At 67.7% G+C, this 26,733-nt stretch carries 23 protein-coding genes and 2 tRNA genes; 12 read left to right on the top strand and 13 right to left on the bottom strand.

From position 1 onward, the window contains the following. The first annotated feature begins 65 nt into the window (after nucleotides 1-65). The 4 genes from tmk (at nucleotide 66) to HNO81_RS12120 (ending at nucleotide 3,669) form a co-directional block, all read left to right on the top strand. Entirely contained in the window at nucleotides 66-767 is a 702-nt protein-coding gene (gene tmk / locus HNO81_RS12135; RefSeq protein ID WP_175318379.1) for a dTMP kinase, read from the top strand. Then, nucleotides 764-1,927 carry a DNA polymerase III subunit delta' gene (locus HNO81_RS12130; RefSeq protein WP_175318378.1) on the top strand — a complete coding sequence of 388 codons (1,164 nt, stop codon included), beginning with the start codon at nucleotides 764-766 and terminating at the stop codon, nucleotides 1,925-1,927. Before tmk ends, HNO81_RS12130 begins: the two co-directional genes overlap by 4 nt. Then, nucleotides 1,924-3,492: an alpha/beta hydrolase gene (locus HNO81_RS12125; RefSeq protein ID WP_175318377.1), complete on the top strand. Its 1,569-nt coding sequence runs from the start codon at nucleotides 1,924-1,926 to the stop codon at nucleotides 3,490-3,492. The genes HNO81_RS12130 and HNO81_RS12125 overlap by 4 nt, the downstream gene beginning before the upstream one ends. A gap of 104 nt (nucleotides 3,493-3,596) precedes the next feature. Next, nucleotides 3,597-3,669, top strand: a tRNA-Thr gene (locus HNO81_RS12120). A 96-nt stretch (nucleotides 3,670-3,765) separates the two neighbouring features. On the opposite strand, the gene HNO81_RS12115 is transcribed toward HNO81_RS12120, so the two are convergent. Then, complete coding sequence (locus HNO81_RS12115; RefSeq protein ID WP_175318376.1) at nucleotides 3,766-4,245, bottom strand: HAD domain-containing protein; 480 nt, start codon at nucleotides 4,243-4,245, stop codon at nucleotides 3,766-3,768. Between the two features lie 199 nt (nucleotides 4,246-4,444). After that, on the bottom strand, nucleotides 4,445-4,660 hold the full coding sequence (locus HNO81_RS12110; RefSeq protein ID WP_175318375.1) for a hypothetical protein: 216 nt from the start codon (nucleotides 4,658-4,660) through the stop codon (nucleotides 4,445-4,447). 352 nt (nucleotides 4,661-5,012) lie between these two features. On the opposite strand from HNO81_RS12110, the gene HNO81_RS12105 reads away from it, so the two are divergent. From HNO81_RS12105 to HNO81_RS20125, 4 genes are all read left to right on the top strand, one after another. Then, on the top strand, nucleotides 5,013-5,945 hold the full coding sequence (locus tag HNO81_RS12105; protein ID WP_371818242.1) for a polysaccharide deacetylase family protein: 933 nt from the start codon (nucleotides 5,013-5,015) through the stop codon (nucleotides 5,943-5,945). Between the two features lie 121 nt (nucleotides 5,946-6,066). Further along, nucleotides 6,067-6,765, top strand: coding sequence for a hypothetical protein (locus tag HNO81_RS12100; protein WP_175318373.1), 699 nt, complete (start codon nucleotides 6,067-6,069; stop codon nucleotides 6,763-6,765). A gap of 40 nt (nucleotides 6,766-6,805) precedes the next feature. Next, nucleotides 6,806-7,714: a hypothetical protein gene (locus HNO81_RS20130; protein ID WP_254703440.1), complete on the top strand. Its 909-nt coding sequence runs from the start codon at nucleotides 6,806-6,808 to the stop codon at nucleotides 7,712-7,714. Then, nucleotides 7,627-8,271, top strand: a complete 645-nt coding sequence (locus HNO81_RS20125) for a hypothetical protein (RefSeq protein WP_254703439.1) — start codon at nucleotides 7,627-7,629, stop codon at nucleotides 8,269-8,271. Before HNO81_RS20130 ends, HNO81_RS20125 begins: the two co-directional genes overlap by 88 nt. Here the strand turns inward: HNO81_RS20125 and HNO81_RS12090 are convergent. Further along, nucleotides 8,268-9,509 (bottom strand): NAD(P)/FAD-dependent oxidoreductase, encoded by a 1,242-nt coding sequence (locus HNO81_RS12090; RefSeq protein WP_175318372.1) that lies wholly within the window; start codon nucleotides 9,507-9,509, stop codon nucleotides 8,268-8,270. The genes HNO81_RS20125 and HNO81_RS12090 overlap by 4 nt on opposite strands. A 65-nt stretch (nucleotides 9,510-9,574) precedes the next feature. Here HNO81_RS12090 and HNO81_RS12085 point away from each other — a divergent pair, with 65 nt between their 5' ends. After that, the gene (locus tag HNO81_RS12085; RefSeq protein ID WP_175318371.1) at nucleotides 9,575-10,549 is read left to right on the top strand and encodes a hypothetical protein; all 975 of its coding nucleotides are present in this window, start codon (nucleotides 9,575-9,577) and stop codon (nucleotides 10,547-10,549) included. A 52-nt stretch (nucleotides 10,550-10,601) separates the two neighbouring features. Here the strand turns inward: HNO81_RS12085 and HNO81_RS12080 are convergent, their stop codons facing one another. Next, complete coding sequence (locus HNO81_RS12080) at nucleotides 10,602-11,000, bottom strand: DUF4259 domain-containing protein (RefSeq protein WP_175318370.1); 399 nt, start codon at nucleotides 10,998-11,000, stop codon at nucleotides 10,602-10,604. Between the two features lie 151 nt (nucleotides 11,001-11,151). Here HNO81_RS12080 and HNO81_RS12075 point away from each other — a divergent pair, with 151 nt between their 5' ends. Next, on the top strand, nucleotides 11,152-11,337 hold the full coding sequence (locus HNO81_RS12075; protein WP_175318369.1) for a hypothetical protein: 186 nt from the start codon (nucleotides 11,152-11,154) through the stop codon (nucleotides 11,335-11,337). A 157-nt stretch (nucleotides 11,338-11,494) separates the two neighbouring features. Here HNO81_RS12075 and HNO81_RS12070 read toward each other — a convergent pair whose 3' ends face one another. The 9 genes from HNO81_RS12070 to HNO81_RS12030 all read right to left on the bottom strand — a co-directional run bounded on the left by HNO81_RS12070 (nucleotide 11,495) and on the right by HNO81_RS12030 (nucleotide 21,562). Further along, a complete protein-coding gene (locus HNO81_RS12070; RefSeq protein ID WP_175318368.1) occupies nucleotides 11,495-12,340 on the bottom strand; it encodes an aldo/keto reductase in 846 nt (281 codons plus the stop codon). A 118-nt stretch (nucleotides 12,341-12,458) separates the two neighbouring features. After that, nucleotides 12,459-12,902: a hypothetical protein gene (locus tag HNO81_RS12065; RefSeq protein WP_175318367.1), complete on the bottom strand. Its 444-nt coding sequence runs from the start codon at nucleotides 12,900-12,902 to the stop codon at nucleotides 12,459-12,461. A 7-nt stretch (nucleotides 12,903-12,909) separates the two neighbouring features. Further along, nucleotides 12,910-13,536 carry a bacterial proteasome activator family protein gene (locus HNO81_RS12060; protein ID WP_175318366.1) on the bottom strand — a complete coding sequence of 209 codons (627 nt, stop codon included), beginning with the start codon at nucleotides 13,534-13,536 and terminating at the stop codon, nucleotides 12,910-12,912. Between the two features lie 77 nt (nucleotides 13,537-13,613). After that, a complete protein-coding gene (locus HNO81_RS12055) occupies nucleotides 13,614-13,817 on the bottom strand; it encodes a YbdD/YjiX family protein (protein ID WP_175318365.1) in 204 nt (67 codons plus the stop codon). After that, nucleotides 13,817-16,114, bottom strand: a complete 2,298-nt coding sequence (locus HNO81_RS12050) for a carbon starvation CstA family protein (protein ID WP_175318364.1) — start codon at nucleotides 16,112-16,114, stop codon at nucleotides 13,817-13,819. The genes HNO81_RS12055 and HNO81_RS12050 overlap by 1 nt, the downstream gene beginning before the upstream one ends. A gap of 146 nt (nucleotides 16,115-16,260) precedes the next feature. Further along, nucleotides 16,261-19,116 carry a hypothetical protein gene (locus HNO81_RS12045; protein ID WP_175318363.1) on the bottom strand — a complete coding sequence of 952 codons (2,856 nt, stop codon included), beginning with the start codon at nucleotides 19,114-19,116 and terminating at the stop codon, nucleotides 16,261-16,263. Beyond that, the gene (locus HNO81_RS12040; protein WP_175318362.1) at nucleotides 19,116-19,853 is read right to left on the bottom strand and encodes an ABC transporter ATP-binding protein; all 738 of its coding nucleotides are present in this window, start codon (nucleotides 19,851-19,853) and stop codon (nucleotides 19,116-19,118) included. The genes HNO81_RS12045 and HNO81_RS12040 overlap by 1 nt, the downstream gene beginning before the upstream one ends. Continuing rightward, nucleotides 19,850-20,455: a PadR family transcriptional regulator gene (locus tag HNO81_RS12035; RefSeq protein WP_175318361.1), complete on the bottom strand. Its 606-nt coding sequence runs from the start codon at nucleotides 20,453-20,455 to the stop codon at nucleotides 19,850-19,852. The genes HNO81_RS12040 and HNO81_RS12035 overlap by 4 nt, the downstream gene beginning before the upstream one ends. Nucleotides 20,456-20,578: 123 nt before the next feature. Beyond that, on the bottom strand, nucleotides 20,579-21,562 hold the full coding sequence (locus HNO81_RS12030) for an NAD(P)H-quinone oxidoreductase (protein ID WP_175318360.1): 984 nt from the start codon (nucleotides 21,560-21,562) through the stop codon (nucleotides 20,579-20,581). 108 nt (nucleotides 21,563-21,670) lie between these two features. Between HNO81_RS12030 and HNO81_RS12025 the strand changes: the two genes are divergently transcribed. Both HNO81_RS12025 and HNO81_RS12020 read left to right on the top strand, forming a co-directional pair. Next, nucleotides 21,671-21,758 (top strand) — tRNA-Ser (locus HNO81_RS12025). 425 nt (nucleotides 21,759-22,183) lie between these two features. Continuing rightward, nucleotides 22,184-26,725 carry an ExeM/NucH family extracellular endonuclease gene (locus HNO81_RS12020; RefSeq protein WP_175318359.1) on the top strand — a complete coding sequence of 1,514 codons (4,542 nt, stop codon included), beginning with the start codon at nucleotides 22,184-22,186 and terminating at the stop codon, nucleotides 26,723-26,725. Nucleotides 26,726-26,733: the final 8 nt, after the last annotated feature.

The raw sequence follows: 26,733 nt of genomic DNA, 5'->3' as shown, positions 1-26,733 counted from the left end.
CACCTGTCCTGCACAGAACGTGATCCGAGGCCCGGAATGTCGCCACTCCTCGGTAGGCTTGGGAAGTGAGCAATCAGAGGTCCGGCGTTTTCATCGCCTTCGAAGGTGGCGATGGTGCCGGCAAGTCCACCCAGGCGGCCCGGCTGGCGGCGGCACTGGAATCACGGGGGTACACCGTGCTGCGGACCCGCGAACCCGGCGGCACCCCGGTCGGCGAAAAGCTTCGCTCGCTGGTGCTGGACCACGGAAACGGCGACATCGACGCCCATACCGAGGCCCTGATCTTCGCGGCATCCCGTGCCGCCCATGCCACCCAGGTGATACGTCCCGCGCTTGGCAGGGGCGAGATTGTGCTGACCGACCGCTACATCGACTCCTCCGTGGCCTACCAGGGGGCAGGCAGGGACCTGGGGCAGGACGCGGTGCGGTCCCTTAATGAGTGGGCAACGTCGGGCCTCCAGCCGCACTTGACGGTCCTCCTGGACGTCGACCCGCAACTGGGGCGTACCCGCCGGACCGCAGGCCAGGCGGCCGAGGACCGGCTGGAGTCCGAAGCTGACGAGTTCCACACCCGGATCAGGGACGCGTTCCTTGGCCTGGCGGCCCGCCGCCCCGCCGCGTACCTGGTTCTCCCGGCCCACCTTCCCATCGATGACCTCGCCGGTCGGATCCTGGACCGGGTCGGGTCCTTGCTGGACGCTCCGCCCGCCGAGGCGCAGGATGCCGCGCCTCATCCGGCAGCCGCCCACGACGGCGGTGCTTTGTGACCGTCTGGGATGACCTGCAGGGCCAGCCCGCCGTCGTCGAACAACTCCGCCAGGCCGCCGGCGGTGACGGCCTGACCCATGCCTGGCTCTTCACCGGGCCGCCGGGGTCCGGCCGTTCCAATGCCGCCAAGGCGTTCGCCGCCGCGCTGAACTGCGACCAGGAGGACGTGGGCCTGCGCGGCTGCGGCCAATGCCAGGCGTGCCGCACCATCCTGGGTGAAACCCATTCGGACGTGACGTTTGTGCGCACCGAAAAGGTCACCATCACTATTGACGAAGCCCGTGAACTGGTGGCAACGGCCGGCAACCGGCCCTCCTCGGGGCGCTGGCGGATCATCGTGGTGGAAGACGCGGACCGCATGGCCGAACGGACCACCAACGTCCTTCTCAAGGCCATCGAGGAACCCACGCCGCGCACTGTGTGGATGCTGTGCGCGCCGTCCCCCGCAGATGTCCTGGTGACCATCCGGTCGCGCTGCCGCAGCGTTGCCTTGCGGCTGCCGCCCGCCGCGGACGTTGCGGCCCTGCTGGTCCGGCGCGACCACGTGGACCCTGCCCTGGCGGAACAGGCCGCCCGGATGGCGCAAAGCCATGTGGGCATTGCCCGGCGGCTGGCCAGGGATCCCGCGGCGAGGGAACGGCGCCTTGAAACTGTCCGGTTTCCCCTCGGACTGCGCGGCGTAACGGCAGCCGTCATGATGGCGGACAAACTGGTCAAGATCGCCACGGCAGAGGCCAACAGCTCCAACGAAGAACGGGACGCTGCGGAGAAGGCAGCCCTCCTGGCCACGCTGGGGGCCCCCGAATCCGGGACCCTGCCGCCGGCCATGCGCAGCCAGGTGAAACAGCTCGAAGACGACCAGAAAAGGCGTGCCAAACGATCCATCACGGACTCGCTGGACCGGACGCTGACCGATTTGCTGTCCTTTTACCGGGATGTGCTGGTGATCCAGCTGGGGAACGCCGTGGAACTGGTCAACGTTGAGTTGAGGAGCGAGCTCGAGGAGTTCGCCGCCCGCTCCACCCCGGAATCCACGCTGGCCCGGATGGATGCCATCAACAAAGCCCGTGACCGCATCACCACCACCAATGTTGCCCCGCTGCTGACCATTGAGTCCATGGCGGCCAGCCTGATCCAGCCTTCCAAGGAGACCCGATGACTGCCCGCCCCCGTCCCGCACGCCACAGGTCACTGGCGGTCGCCGCCCGTGCTGCCGGCGCCCTGGCCATGGCCCTGGTGCTGGCCTCGTGCAGCCTCTTGAACGGCGGCGGCAAGACCCCGCCGGAAGCGGCCACCGCCAAGGCTGATCCCTCGATCGTGGCCTCAGCGCCTGCCGGGCTGGAAAAGTTCTATTCGCAGGAGATCGTCTGGCAGCCCTGCGAAGGGGAATTTCAGTGCGCCAAGGTGACCGTCCCCCTGGACTACGGCAACCCGGCCGGGGACACCATCCAGTTGGCTGCGTTGCGGGCCCCGAGCACGGGCAACAAGACCGGCAGCCTCCTGGTCAACCCCGGCGGTCCGGGTGCCTCCGGCTACGATTTCGTCAAGGACGCCGCCGGAACCCACTTTTCCGCTGCTGTCCGCAATGCCTATGACCTTGTGGGCTTCGATCCGCGCGGCGTGAAACGCTCCGCCCCCGTCACCTGCATGACGGATGCGGAGCGGGACGCCTCCCGCGCCAAGATTTACGCCCTCGACACCGACGCCGGGCTGCAGGCAGCGCTGGCGGACAATAAGGCCATCGGCGAACAGTGCGCGGCACAGACGGGCCCGGTCATGGCCCATATCGACACCGTCAGCGCCGCCAAGGACCTCGACGTGCTCCGCGCCGTGGTGAACGACGCCAAGCTGAACTACCTGGGGTACTCCTACGGCACCTTCCTGGGATCCACCTATGCCTCGCTGTTCCCGGACAACGTGGGCCGCATGGTCCTTGACGGCGCCTTGGACCCCTCCATCACCAACGAGGAACTGACCAGCGGCCAGGCCAAGGCCTTCGAAAAAGCACTGCACACCTACGTGGCCAGCTGCCAGAAACAGGGCAAGTGCCCGCTCAGCGGCGACGCCGACTCCGGCGTGCAGCAGATCCGGGACCTCATCAATTCCATCCAGGAGACGCCCCGCACCGCCAAGGACGGCCGGCTTGTCAACGCCACAACGTTTGTCAGCGGCCTGATCACCCCCCTTTACAACGACCAGAGCTGGCCCGCGCTCACCCAGGCCCTTGAGGCGGCCATGTCCGGAGACGTGAGCCTCATGCTCCGCCTCGCGGACCTTGGCGCGGACCGGGCGTCCGATGGTTCATACACTTCCAATTCGACCTTCGCCTTCAACGCCATCAACTGCCTGGACTACCCCATGGTTTCGGACACCGCGGGCATGCGCGCGGAGGAGAAGCGGCTGGAACAGGATTCGCCAACGCTCGGCTACTTCTTTGCCTATGGCGGGACAACCTGCGCTGACTGGCCGTACAAGAACGTCCGCACGCCGGCGCCGGTGCAGTACACCGGAGACTCCCCCATCGTGGTCATCGGCACCACGGGGGATCCTGCAACGCCCGTCGACTGGGCCGCATCGTTGCGCAAACAGCTGGGAAACGCCGCGCTGCTGACCTGGAAGGGTGAAGGGCACACCGCCTACGGCCGGGCGAACAGCTGCCTGGAGGATGCCGTGGACAAATACCTGGTCAGCGGGAAGATCCCGGCCGACAACCTGGTCTGCTGACCACGGGGTGGGCTCCGCCCGCGCCATTTTGACCAGGGCGCAGGGACTCTATTACAGTTGACTCTTGCATGAAGCGCCCGGTTCCGCCGGGGATTTCGTGCGGTGCTTCCTTAGCTCAGTCGGTAGAGCGTTTCACTCGTAATGAAAAGGTCATCAGTTCGATTCTGATAGGAAGCTCGGGATAAACCCCGGACAGCCCCGTTTTTCAGGGGTTTCCGGGGTTTTTCGCTGGTTAATGGGGCCGTTCCGAGCGCAGCGCCGCCCGTGGACGCGTCAGCCACCCGCGATGAATGCCTCAATCCGGGACACGTGGGCTTCCACCAGGCCGCGGTCAGGATCGGGTTGTTCCAGGTGCACCGGCAGGCCATGACCGGCGGCCCATTTGCGGGCGTCCGGGCCCATCACATCATCAATCCAAACCACCGAGTCCCAGGAGGCGTCGTCTCCGGCGTCCATCCGGGACAACCAACGGGAAATCGACGTCAGCTTCGGTGTGGGCACATTCGCGTCTGACTGCCGGAACACCATGGTGACCCGCAGCGGCTCGACGTCGAGTTCCAGCTGCGCTTCCAGCCCGGAGACTGTATCCGCCGGCCACGTTGACACCCAGGCGATGCGCCCGCTGCGGGCCAGGCGCCGCACCAGGGCACGCTTCTCGTTGGAGAGCCGAAGCAGAGGCCCGTCTCCCCCGCCGCCCGGGCATACGGCCGGGTTCAGGACCCCGTCAATATCCAGCAGGATGATGGGCTTCACGGCGCGACGCAGGGTGCCGCGGCCGTGCAGGATACCGAAAGGCCGGCCATCCCGATGGATCCGGCTGCTGCCGGTGGCAGTACTGCCCTCATATTGCTACTCCCCAGTGCCAGTTGTGCGCTGAGTCTACTGCCCGGACGGCCCGGCGCGGTCCACCTCCGGGCCTGTTTCCGCATGCCAGTCCACTCGGCAGGGCAGGTCAGGCGCGGGGAGGCTCGTTCACCATGGAACGGATGAAGTCCTGGTCCTCGCGGGAAACGAATGCTTCGCCGTGCTGTCCCGTGGGAAGGTTTCCGCCGCTTTCCTTGGAGATCACCGCGGTGATTGTTCGGGGAAGGATCTGGCATCCCGGGTTGTCGATCAGCCATTTCCGGGTTGCCGGGTCCAGGCGGCCCCACCGCTCTTTGAGGTTCATTACTGGATGTTGCCTCCGTGCTCAGCGGGCAGAGTTGCCCCGTCGCGGACGTTGTGCCCGCCCAATCCATAAGTAAACGACGGCCCGGACCGAACGCACAGGGACCAAAGTCCCCTGCCTCCCGCTTTGCGGTGGTGGCCCCCGGCCTGGCGCCGCCCAAGGTTCAGGAAACGGCAAGACGGCCAAGGTATCCTCACGGTATGACCCCCCGCTTCCACCCTGCTGTTGCGCGCGCTGCGGCTCTTCCCGCTGCTCTGCCACCCGGCGGCCGCCGCCCCGCGCCCGCACCATCGGCCTGCCCGGACAACGCCGGCAGGGCAGGGGCCGATGATCAATGGGAAAGGAACTAGCGGTGGAGTTGCATGTACCGCGGCACCTCAGCCGTGCCGGGAACGGGCCTGGGCGCCGGGCGGTCCTGCTGGCGGCGGTGCTGGCAGTGTCCGCCGCCATGCCGGACCGGCAGCAACCTCCCCGGCCCGCGGCGCAGGGCCCGGACCTGCCGGCGCCGGACAGCGCCCCTGACAGTGCCGTTTCGACCATCCTGCATTCCGGGCCCGATGGTGATGCGGTGGCCGCCAACCCGCCCGCAGCGCCCTCACGCGCCTGGGTTGTTGACACTTACGGAAAGCGCCCGGCCCGGTATTGGGGGCTGGAGGCGCCCGGTGTCCTGGCCAGGATGCCGCCCGCCGCGCCGGGGATCGCCCTCACTTTTGACTTTTGCGGGGGACCTGGCGGCAGCGGCTTCGACCAAGCCTTAGTGGACACACTCCGCCAACGCCGCATCCCGGCCACTCTCTTCCTCAATTCGCGGTGGATTGCCGCCAACCCGGCCGCGACCCACCAGCTGGCGGCCGACCCGCTCTTCGAGGTGGCCAACCACGGAACCTCCCACAAGCCGCTGTCCACCACCGGCAATGCGGCCTACGGCATCCCGGGCACCCGGAACGCGGGGGAAATCTATGACGAAGTCATGCCGAACAATGACGTGCTGGAAGGCATCACGGGAAAGCGTCCCAGGTACTTCCGCCCGGGCACCGCGTACATGGATGACGTCGCCACGGACATCCTGGGCGCCCTGGGCGTGAAACCGGCGGGCTTCAGCATCAATGGCGACGGCGGCGCAACCTTTTCCGCCGCCGTCGTCGCCCGGGAGGTGGGCAAGGCCCGGGCAGGGGACGTGGTCATCTGCCACGGCAACCACCCCAACGGCGGTACCGCCGAAGGCCTGAGGCAGGCGGTGGACAAACTCCTGGCCGCAGGCATGTCCTTTACCCATCTGCCCTGACGCGTCCGGCGCCCCTGTGCCGCCACTGGCAGGCCGCGCATCGATCCGATACGTTGGCAGAACCTGCCCACCTGCACCGGGCGGACGCCGGTCCTGCCGTTGCCGAACGTAAGGAGCCCCCGTGCCTGAAGACCATGCGCTTCCCGCCCTAAGCTGGGTGCCCGCCTGGGCTGAGCTCCAGGAACGCAGCGCCGAACCGGTGGGTGCGGGCTTCATGCTCGACGCCGGCACAGGCCAGGATCCCGCGCGCAGGGAATATGTGGCGGGCTGGCCGGGCCCTGGTGCCGGGGATCTTGCGGGCACGGCAACGCACGAACCGGATGTGCGCCTGACCCTGCTGTGCGCTGACGCGGCGGCGGCCAGGAGTGTGGGCCCGGCCGGCCTCGCCGTCGTGGCTGAGCGGGTCCTGCTCACGGCCCCGACGGACTCGCTGGACGCAGCCGTCGAGTTGCCCGACAATGCCCAGGTGACCCTGGCGCCCATGGCGACGTATGACGCCGTCGAGGTCACTGTCTTCCACCACCCCGTGGCCAAGGGGCGCATCCAGGTAAGGGATGGCGTCGCTGCAGTGGCCATCACCGAACTGCCGCAGGGAGCGGACAGGCAGGGCCTGGAGCGGGCTCTTTTCGCGGCGATGGCGGAGGAGGCGTTCCTCCATGGCGCCGGGCACCTCCACATGGTGGTGGAGCCGGACGCTGCCCCACTTTACGAAGCATCCGGCTGGATTGCGGCGGGGCGCCTGCTGAGCTTCCAGGGAACGGACGACGACGGCACGGCCCACCGCGGCACGGATGGGACCGCCGGCAGGCCCAACGGGTAGCCCCCTGTCCGGCCAGTGCCGCCGCTCCTAAAATCAAAGCATGGTGACACTGGTGACACCCCGGGAAGCTGTGCTCCGCGGCCGCCGTGGCGACGCTGTGCGTGTCTGGTGGGATGCTTTCCGGGTCCACCGGCGGGGCCAGGCAGCGGTCCACGACCGGCAGAGGCAGCGGCTGGCAGACCTGGTGGCGTTCGCCCGGGAGCATTCAGCTTTCTACCGGGAGCTTTACCGAGGGCTGCCCCAAGGGATCGACGACGTCACCCTGTTGCCGGTGACGGACAAGCGGCAACTCATGGCCCGGTTTGACGACGTGCCCACCGATCCGGCGGTGACCCGCAGCGCTGTGGAGGATTTCGTAGCCGATCCTGCCCGGATTGGGAAGCGGTTCGCCGGCAAATACCTGGTGGCCACCACTGCCGGCACCACCGGCGCCAGGGGCCTCTTCGTCCTCGATGACCGCTACTGGGCCGTGACATCGGGGCTGATGGGCACCTTGGGCGCGGAGTGGCTGTCACCGGCCCAACTGTTGCAGCTGGCCGTACGGGGCGGGCAGTTCGCGGGGGTTATCGCCACCGGCGGCCATTTCCTGTCCGTCTCTGCGGGCACCAGGGAAAGGCGGGAGAACCCGTGGCGCCACCGCCGGCTGCGGATCTTCCCTGTGGACCGCCCGCTGCCCCAGCTTGTGGCCGGGCTCAACCTGGTCCAGCCGGTCCTGCTGGGCAGTTACGCCAGCGTCCTCCGCCTGCTGTCGACGGAGCAGGAATCAGGGAGGCTGCACCTCCACCCAAAACTCGTGCTCAGTACTGCCGAGGCCTTCCGCGGGCAGAACGCGCGCGCATTGAGCGGGCCTTCGGGGCACCCGTGCGCGAGGTTTATGGCTGTACCGAGTCCAGCTACGCCGCCGCGAGCTGCCGGGAGGGCTGGCTCCACCTCATTGAAGACTGGGTAATCCTCGAACCGGTCGACGCACACTACGCCCCCGTACCGCCGGGGGTCGCGTCCCACACCGTGCTGCTGACGAACCTGGCCAACAGGGTCCAGCCCATCATCCGCTATGACGTGGGCGACCGCGTGCTCATCAAACCAGGCCACTGCGGATGTGGGAACCCTGCGCCGGCTTTGCTGGTGGAAGGCCGGACCTCCGACGTGCTCACCTTCCCCGCTGCGGACGGAAACGGACATGTCGACGTGCCACCCCTGGCATTCGGCTCCACCCTGGACCGGACACCCGGGGTGGGACTGTTCCAGATCGTCCAGGCCGCTCCCACCAGGCTGTCCGTGCGGCTGCTCCCTGCCCCCGGCGCCGATGCGGGCGAAGTGCAGGAGGCGGCACTCAAGGGGATCGGAGAGGTCCTCACCGGCCTTGGCCTTGCCCATGTCACAGTAGAGCCGGCCGGCGAACCTCCCCGGCAGACAGCGGGCGGCAAATTCCGGGTTGTGGTCCCCCTGCCGGCCGCGCAGGCAATGCGGCCAAACCCCGGCGGTCCGCTGGATCAGGGTTCCTAGTCCGGACGGCCCACCACCACTTGGGACGGGCTGTGGGTGACGTAGCCATTGGCCCACGAAAACAGGGCCCTGGCTTTTTGCTGGAATCCAGGCAGCAATGCCAGGTGAACCGCGAGCCAGGACACGAAGGCCAGGGGACCCTGCAGCTGCAGGCGCCGGCGTCCCAGTTCCGCCACCGCTGCACCGCGTCCCACCATGGCCATGTACCCCTTGTCCCAGTACTTGAATGGCTCGCGTACGCCACCGGTGAGGTCAGCGTAAATATTGCGGGCAGCCCACTTACCCGACTGCTGGGCTACTGACCCGAGCTGCGGGAGCTTGTTCCCGGCGTCGTCGGTGATGTTGGCAGAGTCACCCAGCACGTAGACGCCCTCGAAGCCCGGGGCCGTAAGATCCGGCCGGACATCCACGCGGCCGCCCCTGCCCTGCTTCAGGCCGGACTCGGTGATGATCCGTCCTGCCTGCAATCCTCCGGCCCACACCACAACCCGGGCGGATATGACCGTCCCGTCTTTGAGGGTCACCCCGTCCGGCCGAACTTCCGCCACCGCCTGGCCCATGTGCAGCTGCACGCCCAGTTTCGTCAGGCGGTCCCGGGCGTAGGCCTGCGATTTCTCCGAAAATGCGGCGAGGACGTTGGGCACCATGTCCACCAGGTGCACGTGGCAGCGGGCGGCCAGGTCCGGGGAGAAATACTTCGGCACGAGGTACTTGACGTTTTCGGCCAGGGCACCGGCCGTTTCGACGCCCGTGGGGCCGCCGCCCACCACGATTACGTCCGCGTTCGCGCCGGGCTCGCGGTCAGCCTCGTCCAGGATGGCGGTAATGGCGGCGCTGAGCCGTGTTGCATCCGCGACCGAGTACAGCGGGTAGGCGTGCTCGTCCGCCCCCGGGGTGTTGAAGAAGTTGGGTACCGCTCCCGTGGCAATGACCAGGGCCTGGGCCCGGTAGGTGGAACCGTCAGCGGTAGTGACGGTGCGGTGCGCAGCGTCGATCAAGGTAACCTCCGCCGTCAGGACCCGGACGGTGTTGATCCCGCGGAACTCCGACCTGAGCGGCCGGGTAACCGCGGAGACGCCGATCTGGGATGCAGCCACCTGGTACAGGAGCGGCTGGAACTGTTGGTAGTTGTTGGTGTCAAGCAGCAGGACCCGGACGCCTTTGCGGCCCAACTCCTCAGCCGCCGCCTTCCCGGCAAAACCGCCGCCCACCACGATGACCTGGTATGAATCGTCCATTCGAGCAACTTACTCCTCCGGGCTGTGGAGTAACAGGGGCCACCGCTGCACCTAGGATGGGCGGCATGGAAGACGAAGCCCTGGTGACGATCGCCAACCAGCTGTACGCGTCTCCGCTGGACGGCTTCGTGGCGGCCCGGGCCGCGGCCGCCAAGGAGGTTGCGGGCCAGGACAAGGCCCTCGCGGCCGCGGTGCGGGCGCTGCCTAAGCCTTCCGTCGCAGCGTGGGCGCTCAACATGCTTGTTAGGCACCGGCCTGACGTAACGGCCCAACTGGGCGGCCTCGGGGAACGGATGCGCGCCGCCCAGGCGTCGCTGGATGCCGCGGCCCTCCGCGAACTCGGCCGCGAGCGGCGCACCATGCTGGCAGCCGCCGTCGAGACTGCCCGTTCGGTGGCCCGGGAACAGGGCCGCTCCCTGAGCGAGGCCATGGCCACGGAGATCGGGGAAACCCTCCGTGCGCTGACCGCCGACCAGGCGGCCGCCGGCGCCGTTGCCAGTGGGCGGCTCCTGAAAGTCCTCACAGCAGACGGCGTCAACGACGTGGACCTGGAAGGTGCGGTGGCCCTGCCGGGTTTGCTCCCGGCGGCGCCGTCTGCCATCACTGCACCGGAAGCCGTCACCGCACCGAAGGCTGCCGCTCCGAAGCCGCAGACCACGACGGCACCTGGGTCCAGGAAATCGCCTGCCAGGCCCCGGCTCGAGGCAGTCCGGCAGGCTCCACGACCGGCCTCGCCTCCCGCGCTGGAACGGGCGAAGGCCTTGCTCGCGGAGGCCCGGGACGCCGAAGAAGCCGCGATGCGGCACGCCACCGGACTGCGCGAACAAGAGGAGGAAATCCAGGCGGAAATAGCCGGCCTGCAGCAGGAGACGGCTGATCTGCGGGGCCGGCTCAAGGCTGCCGAGGAACGCCTGGACCGCTCGCGCAAGCAGCTGGTCACCACCGCGGCCGAAGCGAAACAGGCTGCACGGGCGGCAGACAAGGCCAGCAAGACAGCCATGCTGGCGCAGGAACGGGTGCTCCGCCTGGGCAGCAACTGAATGTGGTTTGCCCTCGTGAGGCACCGGACCTCCGCAGGCCTGCAGTCACTGCTTACTCCAGCGCAAGGCGGAGGCGCCCTGCCAGGTCGGCGACGGACTCGCGCCATCCCGGCTCGGCGGCGCCATCCCACAGCTCGGCCAGCTCGGACCTATCCCCCGCAACCCGTTCCACCGCCTCAAGGGCCATTTCAACGTCCTCGGCGGTGATCTCGGGCCCGTGGGCGCTCACCCAGTCGGCGACGCCCTCCGGCAGGTTCCCCAGCGGGTTGCCTTGGGTGGCGGCGGCAACCTCTGCGGCTGCGAGGGCCAATGCACCTTCCGAAGCCTCGACGTATCTGTCGCCCGCCTTCGCCAGTGCCTGGCGGACGGCGTCCGCCCCGTCCGCCTCAAGATCTTCAAGCCAGTCCAGCGCAGCATCGTTCTCAAACGGCAGGTAACCCCACGCACCCATTGACCAACCCTTTCGACTGCCGGGACATGCTGATGGCCAGCACCCCTACGGCAGACCCTATCCGGGGTGCGGGCACCTGGATAAGGCGTGTTACATCAACACGCGGAAGCCGGTTCCAAGGAATGTCAGACCCCGGTTGCAGACTGGATTTATGGAAAACCACGCTGTACAGGAATTTCACGTCACTTACTTCGACGCCGATTGCGGCCGGGCACGGGCCGAGGTCTTTGACACGCTGGAGGAAGCCGAGCGCTTCGCCGGCCGGCATTGCCACGACGAGGACAGCTGGGCCGTGGTGGACGCCGTCACGGTGGAGCACGTCCAGATCGCTGCCTGACTCCTCTGGCCGTCCCTGTCACGGCGCTGACCGTGCCAGCCATGGGACCGGCTGCGTTAAAGGCCCCAGCCCGTGCTGCCAGGCGGTTGCCGCCAGCACGGGCTGGGGTAGTTTGGCGGGCATGCTCCGGCCGATGGGCCGGTGCCGCCGCCGCGGCTTAGGCGAAGTCCGAAACCGCAGGATCGGGGCCGATGCGGCCTTCACCGCTGGCCGTCCGGTCCAGGTTGTTGATGGCTTCGATGTCCTCCGGGTCGAGGGATACCTCGAGGGCCGCGAAGTTCTCCTGGATGCGTGACTCGGTCACTGACTTGGGGATAACCACGTTGCCGATCGCAAGGTGCCAGGCGATGACCACCTGGGCCGGGGTGGCCTGGTGCTTGGCGGCAATGGAGGCGACGGCCGGGTCCTGAAGCAGCTCCCCGCCCTGGCCCAGCGGAGACCACGCCTGAGTCAGGATGCCCTTGCTGGCACCGAACTCACGCAGTTCGCGCTGGCTGAAGTAGGGGTGGAGTTCGATCTGGTGGATGGCCGGAACCACACCGGTTTCGTCGATCAGGCGCTGCAGGCCCTCTGCGGTGAAGTTGGAGACACCGATGGACTTCACGCGGCCGCGCTTCTGGAGTTCAACCAGCGCCTTCCAGGTGTCAACGTACTTGTCCTGCTTGGGCTGCATCCAGTGGATCAGGTACAGGTCAAGGGTTTCCAGGCCAAGCCGGTCCATGGACTCCTCAAAGGCCGCGAGCGTGGACTCGTAGCCCTGGTCCGCGTTCCACAGCTTGGTGGTGATGAAGATTTCCTCCGGCGACAGGCCGGAGCCGGCGATGGCACGGCCCACGCCGGCCTCGTTGCCGTAAATCTTTGCGGTGTCGATGTGGCGGAAGCCGGCTTCGAACGCCTGGCGAACGACCTTCTCAGCTACGTCGTCCTCAACCTGCCACACACCGTAGCCGAGCTGGGGGATCGTGTTTCCGTCGTTGAAAGTCAAGGTAGGTGAAAGAGTCATGATTCCATCCTGCCAAAGCCGGCCGCCCCGACGCCCCCGGATCAGGCCATGTCAGCCACACGCTTAACTGGAAAGTATGCTTCCAAACCGGGAATATTTCCGCGGCACCCCAAGCCGGCTACGTCCCACGCAGCTGCCTCTCGGCGTCGTCCACCTGTTGGAAGACCGCCTCGGCGCGGCGATGGACGGACGCTGCACCCACCGGAACCGGCCCAACGGCAAGCCGCAGCATTGCCGCGGCTTCGGCGGTGGTGGCCAGGGAGTTCCCGGCCTTGGACAGTGACCGGTGGACGTCGGCCAGTGCCGCCGGGATGTCCAGGCCATCGCTGGGCGCACGACGCTGCGCCTCCATGCACACCGCGCGGACGCGCGGCAGCAAGGCAGAAAGCTGGTTGGCGATGTCCACCAGCTCGGCGTACAGCTGGTCGTCCTCCACGCCTTCCAGCACTTGGTGGAAGCGGTCCAGCCCCCGGTGGAAGCGGTCGTGGGCGCGTCGCCACAATCCCTTGCCCAGTTCCGCGTCGTCCTTGCGCCCCTGCCTGGCGGCGCTGAAAAAGCCCAAGCGCAGCCTAAAGGTACTGGCCCGGACCGTGGTCCGGGTCCTCACGCTGGCCGGGGCGGGCCTGCTGCCCCGGACGGGCGGCGGCCGGAGCACGCTGGGGCTCGCCGTTTTCACCGATGACGACGCCGGGGGCAATCATGGTGCCTGGCGGCAGCTGACGCAGCTGCAGCTGTGCCGCCGCGTGCTCCCTGGCCGCGTTCTGGGCTGCTATGGCTGTCTGGATCCCGTGGAACAAGCCTTCAAGCCAGCCCACCAGCTGGGCCTGGGCAATCCGGAGCTCGGCATCGGAGGGGGTGGCCTCATTGGAGAAAGGCAGGCTGATCCTCTCCAGCTCCGCCACCAGCTCCGGCGCCAGCCCGTCCTCAAGCTCCTTGATGGAGCGTGCGTGGATGGCGGCGAGCCGGCCCCGGGCGGCATCGTCCAGCGGCGCGGACTTCACCTCTTCAAGGAGCTGCCGGATCATGGTGCCGATCCGCATGACCTTGGCGGGCTCATCCACCAGGTCCTGCAAACTGCTGCCCCGCGGCCTGCCGTCTCCGTCGGCCGGGGCCTGGACAGGAGCCTCGTTGTCGTCAACGGGGGTGCCTTCTACGGGGAGGTCCTCAGCTGCCTGAGTGTCATTGGGATCGCTCATGCGTTCATACTCTCACGGCCCACAGGTGCCGGCCCCCGGGGATGCCCCGGGGGCCGGCTTGTCCGCTGCGGGCTCAATCAGCAGCACCGGCCCTGCGGGTTGGCGTCCTGGCGGTCAGTACGGTCCCGCCAGAACTCCCGCTCCGTCAGGGGTTCTTCCGCGTGCCCGGCCGCCTGGTGGTGTTCCAGGTACTTGGCGTAGGCGTCCGCGCCCATCACGCCGCCCAGGTAGCGGGCGAACCCGCGGAACCCATTGGCAACCAGGGCGATGCCGGCGCCCATCAGTGCCCGGTCCGTTCCAGGCGGGCGTCCGCGGGCACCTTCCCCCACTCGGCAGCCAGTTCGCGCTCGGCGGTCGTGGGCACCAGCCCTGCCGGGGCGAAGACGCGCGACGGAACAGCCGGATCCTCGTTGTCGGTGATGGCCACCCCTGCCGACCGGTCACGGAACGCCTTGGCCGTGGCGATCAGCGCCGTCGCAATCACGATGATGCTGAGCACCACGAAGATCACGGACAGCCAGCCCTGGATGGCGGTGTTACGGACCACGGCTTCCATCGCTGCGACCGATTTCGCGGTCCCGAATTCCGTCTTGCCGTCGGCCAGCGCCTTGCTGAAGGCAGCGTTGTTGGCGAAGTAGCCCACAGCGGGCGTGGAGGAGAAGATCTTCTGGTAGCTCGCGGTGATGGTGACCACGGCGGCGAAGGCCAGCGGAAGGGCGACGATCCAGAGGTACTTGAAGGTGCCGCGCTTGGCCACAATGGCCAGGCACACCGCCAGGGCAATGGCAGCCAGCAGCTGGTTGGCGATGCCGAACAGCGGGAACAGGGTGTTGATGCCGCCCAACGGGTCGGTGACACCCATCAGGAGCACAGCTCCCCAGGCCGCCACCATGATGGCGGTGCAGAGCCACGCACCGGGGCGCCAGGAGGCTTCCTTGAACTTCGGAACGAAGTTGCCGATCGAGTCCTGCAGCATGAAGCGGGCAACACGGGTGCCGGCGTCCACTGCGGTGAGGATGAAGAGCGCCTCGAACATGATGGCGAAGTGGTACCAGAAGCCCATGAGGGCGGTCCCGCCGACAAACTGGTGCATGATGTGCGCCAGGCCCACGGCCAGGGTGGGGGCGCCGCCGGTCCGGGAGACGATGCTTTGCTCGCCCACGTTCCGGGCCGTTTCGGAGAGCAGGTCCGGGCTGATGTTCACCCCGGCCAAGCCCAGGCTGTTGACCCAGGTGGCTGCGGTTTCAACGGTGCCGCCGGTGAGGGCCGCGGGGGCGTTCATGGCGAAGTAGAGTCCGCGGTCGATCGAGATGGCGGCCACCAGGGCCATGATGGCCACGAAGGACTCCATGAGCATGCCGCCGTAGCCGATGTACCGGGTCTGCCGTTCCTTCTCCACCAGTTTGGGGGTGGTGCCGGACGAGATCAGGGCGTGGAAGCCGGAGAGCGCGCCGCAGGCGATGGTGACGAACAGGAAGGGGAACAGGGCGCCGGAGAACACGGGCCCGTTTTCCCGGCTGGCGAATTCGCTGAATGCCGGAACGGTGACTTCGGGCCGGACCACGATGATGGCCAGTGCCAGCATCACGATCACACCGATCTTCATGAAGGTGGAGAGGTAGTCACGCGGTGCGAGGAGCAGCCACACGGGCAGGATGGCGGCGACGAAGCCGTAGACGATCAGGCCCCAGGCGATGGTCACCTTGTCCAGGTGGAAGACGGTGGCGCCCCATTCGGTCTGGGCTACCAGGCCGCCGCCGATGATGGCGGCCATCAGCAGGACGAAGCCGATGATGGAGACTTCCATGACCTTGCCGGGCCGCAGGTAACGGAGGTACACGCCCATGAAGAGGGCGATGGGGATGGTCATGCCCACAGAGAACACGCCCCACGGGCTTTCACCCAGGGCATTGACGACGACGAGCGCCAGGATGGCCACGATGATCACCATGATGAGCAGGGTGGCAATCAGTGCCGCCGTGCCGCCGATGACGCCGAGTTCTTCACGGGCCATCTGGCCGAGCGAACGGCCGCCGCGGCGCATGGAAAAGAACATCACCAGGTAGTCCTGGACAGCGCCTGCGAAGACAACGCCGACGATGATCCAGATGGTGCCGGGAAGGTAGCCCATCTGGGCGGCGATGACCGGCCCTACCAGCGGTCCGGCGCCGGCGATGGCGGCGAAGTGGTGCCCGAACAGCACGTTCCGGTCAGTGCGGACATAGTCCTTGCCGTCGGCCTTGTACTCGGCCGGGGTGGCGCGGCGGTCATCAGGCTTGGTGATGTAGCGTTCGATCACCTTGGAGTAGAAGCGGTACCCGATCAGGTAGGTGCACACGGAGGCGAACACGAACCAGATGGCGTTGACGGTCTCGCCGCGGACGATGGCCAGCATGACCCAGGCAACGCCGCCCAGCAGGGCAATCGCGGCCCAGAGCGCGATCTTTGCCGGAGTCCATTTCCGGTCCTCGGCTTCGAGCCGGGCCTCGTCGACGGCGGGCGGGGGAAGATCCGGGTCCGTGGCCAGTCCGCCCTCCGCCCGTGGTCCGTTCTTCCGTTGGTCAGGTACTCCGGCCATGTCTCCTCCTTGAGAGTTTTCCCACTTTTCCTATGGGGCACCCTACCAACGACGGGGTGCGCTTTAGCGGCCGACGGCGGTGCGGCGCCGGCCCGTGCGCTGAGCGGCGGGGACGCGGCGACGAACGAGGAGAAGACGCAGTGCTGCTACGCCAGGCCGCGGCGTGACAGGGGCAGGCCGGACGGGGTGAAGGTCCAGGCAAGCACCGCGCCGGTCACCGGGACGGCCATGACGAGGGCAAGGAGGTGCAGCCACGGAACATCCACGGCTGAACGCATGTCCGTGGCCAGGACAAGCAGGACGGCGGGCACCACCCCTGCCAGCACCCCCAGCGTGGTACCCACGCCGCTGGTGAAAAGGGCCTGGGCGCCTGCCAGGGCCTTGCGCAGCCGGGGCGGGGCGCCCACCCCGGCAAGCGTGGCATGGTCGGTCCGGGCGTCGGCCAGGGACAGGCCCGTGGTAATGCCGGCTGCGCTGAACGTAATGAGCGCCGCTACGGCGACAATGGACCACGTCATCCACTGGCTGCCCCGGGAAATGCCCGGCTCGGCCTGGAACGGGGTGCCGGGCAGCCCGTAGACGGCAGCCGCCGCCGCGGTGGCAGCGTCTGCTTCTGCCTCCGACGGATACGCCGCCAGTTGAACCAGCAGCCCGGCAGGCTCTTCGTGGAACTCCAGGCGTGCGGCGGTTTCCGGTGAGACAACCCCGTAGTAGGGGACGGGAACAACGGGTTCGAGCACTGCCGCCGCGAGGGAGTCAGTCCTGACCGTCTGGTGCGCGGAAGCCTGCCCGGACGCCGGCGGCACCTGCGTCCGGACATCCTGCGCCTGCACCAGGACCTTTCCGCCGGTGACGAACACAGGGTTGGTCACCACCATGCCGCCGGCGTCCAGCACAGCCAGCGCTTCTGCGGTGGGGTCCTGTCCCAGCACCGCCCGGATGTCGTCAGCTCCGCCCACCAGGATGGCCCGGTCCGAGGGTTGTTCGCCGACCAGGGAACCCCGGCAGCGCCAGTCTCCGGGATCAGTCATCCGTCCCTGTGGTGTCCGCGGGCACTGGTTGGATTCGGGCGTGGCCAGCGAGTAGGCGATGCAGTTGGCGGTTTCGGTCCGGGCCGGCAGTGCCAGGTCCACCGGCCCGTCCGTGCAGGTGCGCAGGCCTTGGGGGGCCATCAGCACATGGGTCCCCTCAACGGTTCCGATGGCATCGGAGACGGCAGCGGAGAGCACCGCCGCGTCCACCTGTGCTGGCGGTGGCCCGGCGCCGTCGTCCGACGCCGGCCGGTCCACCGCCAGCGGCAGGTACGCCTGGTTCTCCAGCGCACCCCAGTAATGCGAGTCCCGCAGACCGGCCTGTTGGCTGGCGGACAGTACCAGGGCGGCACTGGCCAGGGTGGCGGCGGCGAGGACCGCGGCCACGGCGGGCACGCTCCGGCCGCGGTTCCGGGCCGAGTCGCGCGCAGCCATGCGCAGGGAGAGGGACAGCCAGTGCGTCCTGGAAGTCAGCCGGACGATCATCCAGCCAGTCAGCATTACCAGGGCCACAACAGCAGCCACCGCCCCTGCGATCAGCAGGGTGGCCACCACGGGCAGCTGCTCCGCCCTTTGGTCGGGATCGGTCGTGGAACCGCTGACAAGCCGGCCCGCTGCCAGCAATCCGCCGGCAAGTGCCAGGGTGACGGCGCCGGCCACGGTGATCCGCCGTCCCCTCGGTGCCGGAGCCCGGCCGGATTTAATTGCCCCCAGCACCGCCTGCCGCGACACCTGGCGCGCCGGGACCAGTGCTGCGAGCATGCAGGCTCCCAAGCCCATGGCCATGGCCACGGCGGTGAGGAGCAGGTAAGGGTGCAGTCCGGCCAGCCGGACGGAACCGGTGGTACGGACCACGTGGACGACGGCGGCGGCGGCTCCCAGCCCCACCGCTGCGCCGGCGGCCACGGCCAGGCTGCCAAGCCACAGTCCCCCGGCAGTGACGACGGCTCCGATGGTGGAAGTGTCCGCTCCGGAGGATGCCAGCAATGCCAGCTCACGGACCTGGCGCTTGGCGCCGACAGCGAAGGCGGCACCGGCAAGCAGGCCCACCTCCAGCAGTGCCAACGCACCCACCAGGCCGAAAGTGGCGTAGACGGTCACCAGCGCGGAGGAATTGCCGTCCTGCCGGTCACCCGGGACCACACGCTCCCCCGGCGGGGGTGGGCCCAGCACCACACTGCGGGAGAGCACGCCGATGCCTTTGCTGTTGGCGTCCCTGATCTGCTCCCAGGTAAATGGTTCGGGGCCCACCAGGTAGTAGGACACGGACTGCCGGGTCGGGGGGCCCGGTGCCAGGCTGTCGGTCGGCTGGCCGGCCTGAAGGTACAGGATGCTGTTGCTGTCCGCGGCGGAGGCGTCACGGACGGTGCCCACCGGGACGAAGGTTCCTGCCGACGTCGTAAATTCCTGGCCGAAGGCGAGGTGGAACCGCGTCATCAGCCCGGGCGAGGCGAGCACCTCGGACCGGTCGCGCGGTGCACGGCCGGCCAGCAGGCTGTATTTGCCGTCGAAGGCCGGATTGAGCGCGTCCACCTCGCGGCCCTGCAATGAGACGAGGGCCTCCCCCACCCCGGTAGTCAGGGTAAGCGTCCGTTGCGGGAGGACCTCGTAGCCGGCCGGAATGGCCTCGAGGGGGTCCGTTCGCTGGAAATCCGGATCATAGCGCCCGGAACTGGAGGCGACGATGCCGTCGTTGAGCGGGTCCTGGAGGGATTCTGCGCTGGGGACCGGCAGGACGCTGAGCCTGGCCTGGGTGTTGCCCAGTTCGTACCTGACAAGCTCACCGGGCGTGCGGTGCGAGCTCTGGTAGAGGGTGGCGGCGCTGGTCATGCCCGCCACCGGCAGCATGATCAGCAGGATGATCAGGAGTGAACGTCCCTTGTGGCGGGCAATGTCCCGCCGGGCCAGGCGCAGGGCAACCCGGCGGCCGCTCCCGCGGCCCTTCGTCGCGGGAGCGAGGTCAAGCGGCATCAGAGTCCGGCCTGCGTCAGGAGCATGGTGGGGTCGTGCATGGCTGCGGCCTGGTCGATGATGCGGCCGTCGCGCAGGAAGACCACCCGGTCCGCCCAGGCGGCGTGCCTGGCTTCGTGCGTGACGAGCATGACGGCGGCTCCGGCGTCGGCCCTGGCGCGCAGCACCTCCATGACCCCCTGGCCCGTTGTCGAATCCAGCGCACCGGTCGGTTCGTCGGCCAGGATCAGGCGGCGCTGGCCCACGATGGCGCGGGCGATGGCCACCCGTTGCTGCTGGCCGCCGGACATCTGGTCCATGAACCGGTCCGCGAGCTCCGGGATGCCCACCTGCCGGAGCGCGTCGGCGGCCTGCCGGTGGGCCTTCCTGGCTGATGTCCCGTCCAATTCCAGCGGCAGCGCCACGTTTTCGGCGGCCGTCAGCGTGGGAACCAGGTTGAAGTCCTGGAACACGTAGCCGATGGCGCGGCGGCGCAGGCGGGCCAGTTCATTCAGGCCCAGGCCGGCCAGGGGCGTGGATTCGACAAAGACAGCGCCCGACGTCGGCCGGTCCAGTCCGCCGGCGACGGCGAGCAGCGAGGACTTTCCTGAGCCCGACGGGCCCATCACTGCGACGAACTCCCCCGCGCAGATGGTGAGGTCCACGCCGCGGAGGGCCGCGACCGCCGTCGCACCTTCCCCGAAGGTCCGGCCAACCTGGGCAAGTTCCAGGACCTGCTGCGGCCCCTGCACGCTCACCGGCGGCTGTCCGCGTTGAGCGGGGCGTCTTCCGTGACCCCGTTGGACGTCTTCCGTGCGGACCCCGCGGCGGCTGCCTGCGCCTGCTGGACCATCCTGGCCTCACAGAGGTCCAGCCAGCGGACTTCCGCTTCGGTCTGGAAGATCAGCGAGTCCAGTACCAGGAGCCAGGCGGTATCCGTGGCCCGCTGGTTCGCTGCCGTGTCACGCCGGGCTTTGGTGTAGTCCTGCAGGGCCCTGATGGATGCCACCCGTTGGGCCTGGATGATGGCCTGGACGTCTACGCCGGGCAGGGTGACGGCGAGCGCCAACTTGATGGCGAGCTCGTTGCGCGGCGGGTTGTTCCGTTCCACGGGGGCGGCAAACCAGCTCCGCACCTCCGCTTTGCCGGCAGCGGTGATGCTGTACACCACGTGACCCTCGCCGTCGTCGCCTTCCTTGGCAACAAGGGCATCGCGTTCAAGGCGGTCCAGGGTGGTGTACACCTGCCCGATGTTCAGGGGCCAGGTGGCTCCGGTGCGGTTCTCGAACTCGACCCGAAGCTGGTAGCCGTAACGCGGCTGGTCCTGCAGCAGGGCGAGGAGGCTGTGGCGTATTGACATGATGCTCCCCCGGGCTTAGTCATTGCCGGTATGCACAGGCCCCCAAGACCCGTGCATACCGCGTATAGCCAGAGTAGACCGACCCCGGGGCCTAGCGCAATACCGGGTATGCAGTGCTGGTTGCTACATCACCAGCAGGACCTTGCCCACGTGGTCTCCGCTGTCGAAGTAGCGGTGGGCCGCCCCGACCTGGTCCAGGGGGAACGTCTTGGCAACCAGCGGGCGGATCCTGCCATCGGCCACCAGCGGCCATACGGCGTCGCGGACGGCGGTCATAATGGCCCCCTTTTCCGCCACGGGCCGCGGCCGCAGGGCCGTGGCCACCACGGCCGCGCGCTTCTTCAGAAGCAGTCCTAAATCCAGCTCGCCCTTCGTTCCGCCCTGCAGGCCGATCACCACCAGGCGGCCGTACTCGGCCAGGGCATCCACGTTCTGCGGGAGATATTTTGCGCCCACCACGTCCAGGATGACATCGGCCCCCTTGCCGCCGTTCTGCCGCCGAAGGCTCTCCGGAAAGTTTTCCTCTTTGTAGTTGATGGCGATGTCCGCGCCGAGGAAGGCTTTGGCGGTACTGACTTTCTCATCACTTCCGGCCGTGGTGGCAACCTTGGCACCGAATGCCTTGGCCAACTGGATGGCCATGGTGCCGATGCCGCCGGTGGCCCCGTGGATCAGGACCGTTTCGCCCGGCTGCAGCTGCGCCGTCATGATGAGGTTCGAATAGACCGTTGCCGCCACTTCCGGCAGCGACGCAGCCGTGACCAGGTCGACGCCCTCGGGAATGCGCAGCACCTGCTCGGCCGGGACAGCCACCTGCTGGGCGTAGCCGCCTCCCGCCAACAGCGCCACTACCTTGTCCCCCAGGGAGAAAGGCTTGCTGACTCCGGGGCCGAATCCGGCAATACGGCCTGACACCTCGAGCCCCGGCACCTCGGAGGCGCCCGGCGGCGGCGGGTAGAACCCCTTGCGCTGCTGGACATCGGCACGGTTCAGGCCGGCAGCCACCACGTCGATCAGCACTTCGCCCTGGCCGGGAACGGGGGCATCGACCTCCCGGACCTCCAGCACTTCCGGGCCGCCCGGTTCCGATATGTAGACGGCTTTCATGGACCTCTCCCGTTCCTGACATAAATCCTGGTTGCATCCAGTGTGCACCGGGCACTTCCGCGGGCCTGTTTTGTTGCAGGCAAGCGCCTATGAAACACTACTAGCTGAGGAAGGTTGTCCGAGCGGCCGAAGGAGCTGGTCTTGAAAACCAGTGTGCGGTAACCCCGTACCAAGAGTTCGAATCTCTTACCTTCCGCAAGGGAACCCCTGGCAGCCGGCACCGGCAGCCAGGGGTTTTTTGCTTTAAGCCGTCCCTGCCGCGCCAGGTTGCGCGCACGTAAATTCTTTGGATTAACCCGCTGCCAAACCCTGGCCCCAAACCTACCCACGGGTATTGTTTGTGATTGCCGGCACACCCGCGTGATTGCCGGCAGCATCACTCCCGCCAACAGCACCTGCGGGCCGGGCCGGGGAAGCCCGGTCCGCAGGGGCGGGCCGCTCCGCTGGGGAACGTCCCGCCGAATGCACGCTTTAGCCATCTTGCGTTCATTCAGCGCTGTTGTCATGTGCCGGACAACCACTTGACCAGGAGCAGGATCCGGGCCCCACGTCCGACCGGTACAACCCCGGACGCACTCCATCGGGTCCCCACCCGGGACACCTCAATGAAAGTTAGAGCGGATGCATCAAAAAACATGGAAGTTGACGCTGGGCACAGCGTTGTCCGCGGGGCTCATCGCAGCCCCGCTGGCCACCTTGCCTGCCGTAGCAGACAACACTGCCACGCAAGCCTCTGGCGCGGCAGGCACGTCCCCCGTCGTCATTAACGAGGCCTACCTGAGCGGCGGCAGCAGCGGCGCCGCCTACAGGAACAAATTCGTGGAGCTGTACAACAGCTCCGACGCGCCGGTGTCCCTGGACGGCTGGTCAGTCCAGTACCGCTCCTACAACGGCACGGGCGCTCCCTCCGGCATCGCAGCGTTGTCCGGCTCCATCCCGGCCAAGGGCTACTACCTGGTACAGGGCGGCAGCAACGGCACCAACGGCGCGGACCTGCCCACTCCCGATGTGGTGACCGGCCTGAACCCCAGCGGCACCACCGGGACCCTGGTGCTCGCCAAGCAGCCCACCGCCGTCGCGCTTGCTACAGGTTCCGTGGTGGAATCCGCCGGGGTGGCGGACCTCCTGGGCTACGGAACATCGAACACCTTCGAAACCCAGGCCGCGACTGCCCCCACCGGCAACGGGGATGTCAAGAGCTTCAACAGGGCCGCTGGCGCGGACAGCAACAACAACGCCGCAGACTTCTCGCTCCTTGGCACCATCACGCCAACCCCGTCGGGCGGCACCGCTCCTGCGCCTGATCCGACGCCGGTGCCCACCCCTGATCCGGTCACCAGGACCATCGCGGAGATCCAGGGCACCGGGACGGCAAGCCCGCTGGCCGGGGCCACCGTCACCACCAAGGGCAAAGTCACCGCAGCCTTTCCCACCGGCGGCCTCAACGGCTACTACGTCCAGACCCCCGGCACCGGCGGGGACCTCACGGCAACGAACCACGCCGCATCCGACGGCATCTTCGTCTACTCCCCCACCACTGCGGCGTCTGTGCAAGCCGGCGACTACGTGCAGGTGACGGGCACCGTGGCCGAGTACTACGGCATGACCCAGCTCAATGTCACCGCGACGGCGGGCCTCACCAAGCTCACCGACGCCGCCCCCGAGGTCAAGCCCACCATCTTCACCCTCCCCGCCACGGAATCCTTCCGTGAATCGCTGGAAGGCATGCTGCTGGCACCCCAGGGGCCCATGACGGTGGCGGACAATTACAGCCTCAACCAGTACGGCGAGATCGGCCTGGCCGGCGGGACCACTCCCTTGGTCCAGCCCACCGCGGTGGCGCCCTACGGCTCGGCCGAATACACGGCCCTGGTGGCGGACAACGCGGCCCGCGGCATCAAGCTCGACGACGGGTCCAGCACCAACTTCCTGAAAGACGCCGCCACCAAGGACGAAGTTCTGCCGTACCTGACCACCGCTGACCCCGTCCGCGTGGGCTCTCCGGTCACCTTCAACACCAACGTGGTGCTCGGCTACGCCAACAGCTCCTGGAAACTCCAGCCGCTGGCCCACCTGACCGGGGCCAACAAGGCATCAGTCCAGCCGGCCAGCTTTGGCGCCACCCGTACGGAAGCTCCGGCAGCCGTGGGCGGCAACGTCAAGATCGCCTCGTTCAACGTCCTGAACTACTTCCCCACTACCGGAGACACCCTGTCCGGCTGCACGTTCTACGAGGACCGCGCCGGCAACCCGATCACCGTCCGCGGCGGGTGTGATGCCCGCGGCGCCGCCAACGCCGAAAACTTCAAGCGCCAGCAGGACAAGATCGTCTCCGCCATCACCAAGACCGGCGCCGACGTGGTCACCCTCATGGAAATTGAGAACTCCGCCCAGTTCGGAAAGAACCGCGATGACGCCCTGGCCAAGCTGGTCGAGGCACTGAACATCCCCACGCCCGGCGTCTGGGACTACGTCCGCACTCCCGCGAACGCACCCCCGCTGTCCGACGAGGACATGATCCGCACCGCGTTCATTTTCAAGAAGGCCGCCGCAGAACCCGTGGGTGAATCCGTCATCCACAATGACACCGTTGCCTTCGCCAACGCCCGCAAGCCGCTGGCGCAGGTGTTCAAGCCCGTGGGCGCCTCCGATGACAAGAAGTTCATTGCCATCGCCAACCACTTCAAGTCCAAGGGTTCAGCCGCCACTCCGGACGACACGGACAAGGGCCAGGGCAACTCCAACCTCGCCCGTACGGCCCAGGCCACGTCGCTGCTGGACTTCGCCACCTCCCTGCAGCAGGCCAAGGGCACCGACAAGGTGTTCCTGATCGGTGACTTCAACTCCTACGGCAAGGAAGACCCCATCAACGTCCTCACCGGCGCGGGGTATGTCAACCAGGACGACAAGGCGAAGAACACCGACGGCTCCGCCAAGCATTCCTATCTCTTTGGTGGCCTGGTGGGTTCACTGGACCACATCCTGGCCTCCCCCGCCGCCAACGCCGTGGTGACGGGCGCGGACATCTGGAACATCAACTCGGTGGAATCCGTGGCGCTGGAATACAGCCGCTACAACAACAACGTCACCGACTACTACGCACCCAACCAGTTCCGTGCCAGCGACCACGACCCCGTGGTGGTGGGCCTGGACCTCCCGGCAACTCCTGCCAGCGTTGACCTGAACTTCCTGAACATCAACGATTTCCATGGCCGGATCGACGCCAACACCGTCAGGGTGGCGGGCACCCTCGAGAAGCTGCGCGCTGCAGCCGCTCCGGGCGCCACGGCATTCCTTTCGGCAGGCGACAACATCGGCGCTTCCCTGTTCGCCTCGGCCGTCGCCAAGGACCAGCCCACCATCGACGTGCTGAACGCTTTGGAACTGAAGGCATCCGCTGTAGGCAACCACGAGTTCGACGGCGGCTGGGCGGACCTCCGTGACCGCGTCATTGCCGGCGGCACCAATGCGAAGTTCCCGTACCTGGGCGCCAACGTCTACAAAAAGGGCACCACTGAGCCGGTCCTTCCCGAGTACACGGTGCTGGACCTGAACGGCATCAAGGTGGCCGTGATCGGCACCGTCACCCAGGAGGTCCCGTCCCTGGTGACGCCGGCCGGCATTGCCGACCTCGACTTCGGGGACCCGGTGGAGGCCATCAACCGGGTGGCCGCGAAGATCACCGCGGACAAGGCCGCCGACGTCATCATCGTGGAAGACCACGACGGCGCGGGCTCGGGCGTGGTGGAAGGCGCCACCCTGGAGCAGGAAGTGGCAGCCGGCGGACCTTTCGCCAGGCTGGTCACCGAAACGTCCCCGGAGGTCGATGCCATCTTCACCGGCCACACCCACAAGGAATACGCCTGGGACGCCCCCGTTCCCGGCGCGGCCGGCAAGACCAGGCCCATCGTGCAGACCGGCAACTACGGTGAGAACGTGGGCCAGATCCAGCTGACCGTGGACACTGCCAGCAGGCAGGTGACCGCCTACAAGGCCGGGAACGTCAAGCGCACCACTGACGCCACCGCCGACCTGGTAGCCGCCTACCCGCGCGTGGCCGCTGTGGACGCCATCGTCAAGAAGGCCCTCGCGGACGCTGCTGCCGTTGGGAACCAGCCCGTGGGTTCGGTGGCCAAGGACATCACCACAGCCTTCACCACCGACGCGACCGGCGCCCCGCAGCGCGATGACCGCGGCAGCGAATCCACCCTGGGCAACCTGGTGGCCGATTCCCTGCTTTCCTCCCTGCAGCCGGCAGAGCTCGGCGGCGCGGAGATCGGCGTCGTGAACGCCGGCGGCCTGCGCAACGAGCTGTACTACGCCCCTGACGGCACCATCACGTACGCCGAGGCCAACGCGGTCCTGCCGTTCGTGAACAACCTGTGGACCACGTCCCTCACCGGGGCGCAGTTCAAGGCCCTGCTGGAGCAGCAATGGCAAACCAACCCGGACGGCACGGTTCCCAGCCGCGCGTACCTGCAGCTGGGCCTGTCCAAGAACGTGAACTACACCTACGACGCCGCCCGTGCCGCGGGTGACCGCATCACCTCGGTGCGGGTCAACGGTGAACTGCTGGACCCTGCCAGGTCCTACCGGATTGGCACGTTCAGCTTCCTGGCCACCGGCGGCGACAACTTCCGGGCATTCACCGAAGGCACCAACACCCGGGATTCCGGGCTGGTGGACCGGGACGCGTGGATTGGCTACCTCCAGAAGAGCAGCCCGGTGTCCCCGGACTTCGCCAGGCGTTCCGTGGCAGTCACCAACTCCACGGCTCCCGGCGTCAAACCCGGGGAACCGGTCACTCTCACGGTGTCCAAGCTGGACCTGACCTCCCTGGGCAGCCCGGTGAACACCGCCCTGCAGGCCTCGTTCACCGACGCCGCCGGAACGGTGACCCCGCTGGGCACCGTACCGGTGGAGTCCGGCGCAGCGTCCGTGAACCTCGCTGTTCCGGCAGGCGCGGCGGAGGGCACGGCAACCCTGGTGCTCACCGCCGTCGAATCCGGCACCGTGGTGAAGGTGGCCGTCCTGGTGGGGGCGGACACGCCGTCCCAGCCGGTCTGCGTCCCGCCGGTCAAGCCCAGCCGTCCCGCTGACGTCAGGGGCCAGGCGAACTACGGCCAGGCCATGGCAGCCTACCGGGCCTGCCTGCGGGGCTAAACCCCCGG

The organism is Pseudarthrobacter sp. C4D7, from assembly GCF_013359725.1.
Taxonomy (GTDB): Bacteria; Actinomycetota; Actinomycetes; order Actinomycetales; family Micrococcaceae; genus Arthrobacter.
This window is presented reverse-complemented; position numbering and strand designations above follow the sequence as displayed.

Bases quoted from the DNA above. Each gene is read 5' to 3' on its own strand.
- HNO81_RS12125 (WP_175318377.1), top strand. From the start codon at position 1,924: ATGACTGCCCGCCCCCGTCCCGCACGCCACAGGTCACTGGCGGTCGCC.
- HNO81_RS12050 (WP_175318364.1), bottom strand. From the start codon at position 16,114: ATGGCCGGAGTACCTGACCAACGGAAGAACGGACCACGGGCGGAGGGC.
- HNO81_RS12020 (WP_175318359.1), top strand. From the start codon at position 22,184: ATGCATCAAAAAACATGGAAGTTGACGCTGGGCACAGCGTTGTCCGCG.
- HNO81_RS12075 (WP_175318369.1), top strand. From the start codon at position 11,152: ATGGAAAACCACGCTGTACAGGAATTTCACGTCACTTACTTCGACGCC.
- HNO81_RS12085 (WP_175318371.1), top strand. From the start codon at position 9,575: ATGGAAGACGAAGCCCTGGTGACGATCGCCAACCAGCTGTACGCGTCT.
- HNO81_RS12035 (WP_175318361.1), bottom strand. From the start codon at position 20,455: ATGTCAATACGCCACAGCCTCCTCGCCCTGCTGCAGGACCAGCCGCGT.
- HNO81_RS12030 (WP_175318360.1), bottom strand. From the start codon at position 21,562: ATGAAAGCCGTCTACATATCGGAACCGGGCGGCCCGGAAGTGCTGGAG.
- HNO81_RS12055 (WP_175318365.1), bottom strand. From the start codon at position 13,817: ATGGGCGCCGGCATCGCCCTGGTTGCCAATGGGTTCCGCGGGTTCGCC.
- HNO81_RS12070 (WP_175318368.1), bottom strand. From the start codon at position 12,340: ATGACTCTTTCACCTACCTTGACTTTCAACGACGGAAACACGATCCCC.
- HNO81_RS12045 (WP_175318363.1), bottom strand. From the start codon at position 19,116: ATGCCGCTTGACCTCGCTCCCGCGACGAAGGGCCGCGGGAGCGGCCGC.
- HNO81_RS12060 (WP_175318366.1), bottom strand. From the start codon at position 13,536: ATGAGCGATCCCAATGACACTCAGGCAGCTGAGGACCTCCCCGTAGAA.
- HNO81_RS12090 (WP_175318372.1), bottom strand. From the start codon at position 9,509: ATGGACGATTCATACCAGGTCATCGTGGTGGGCGGCGGTTTTGCCGGG.
- HNO81_RS12110 (WP_175318375.1), bottom strand. From the start codon at position 4,660: ATGAACCTCAAAGAGCGGTGGGGCCGCCTGGACCCGGCAACCCGGAAA.
- HNO81_RS12080 (WP_175318370.1), bottom strand. From the start codon at position 11,000: ATGGGTGCGTGGGGTTACCTGCCGTTTGAGAACGATGCTGCGCTGGAC.
- HNO81_RS20130 (WP_254703440.1), top strand. From the start codon at position 6,806: ATGGTGACACTGGTGACACCCCGGGAAGCTGTGCTCCGCGGCCGCCGT.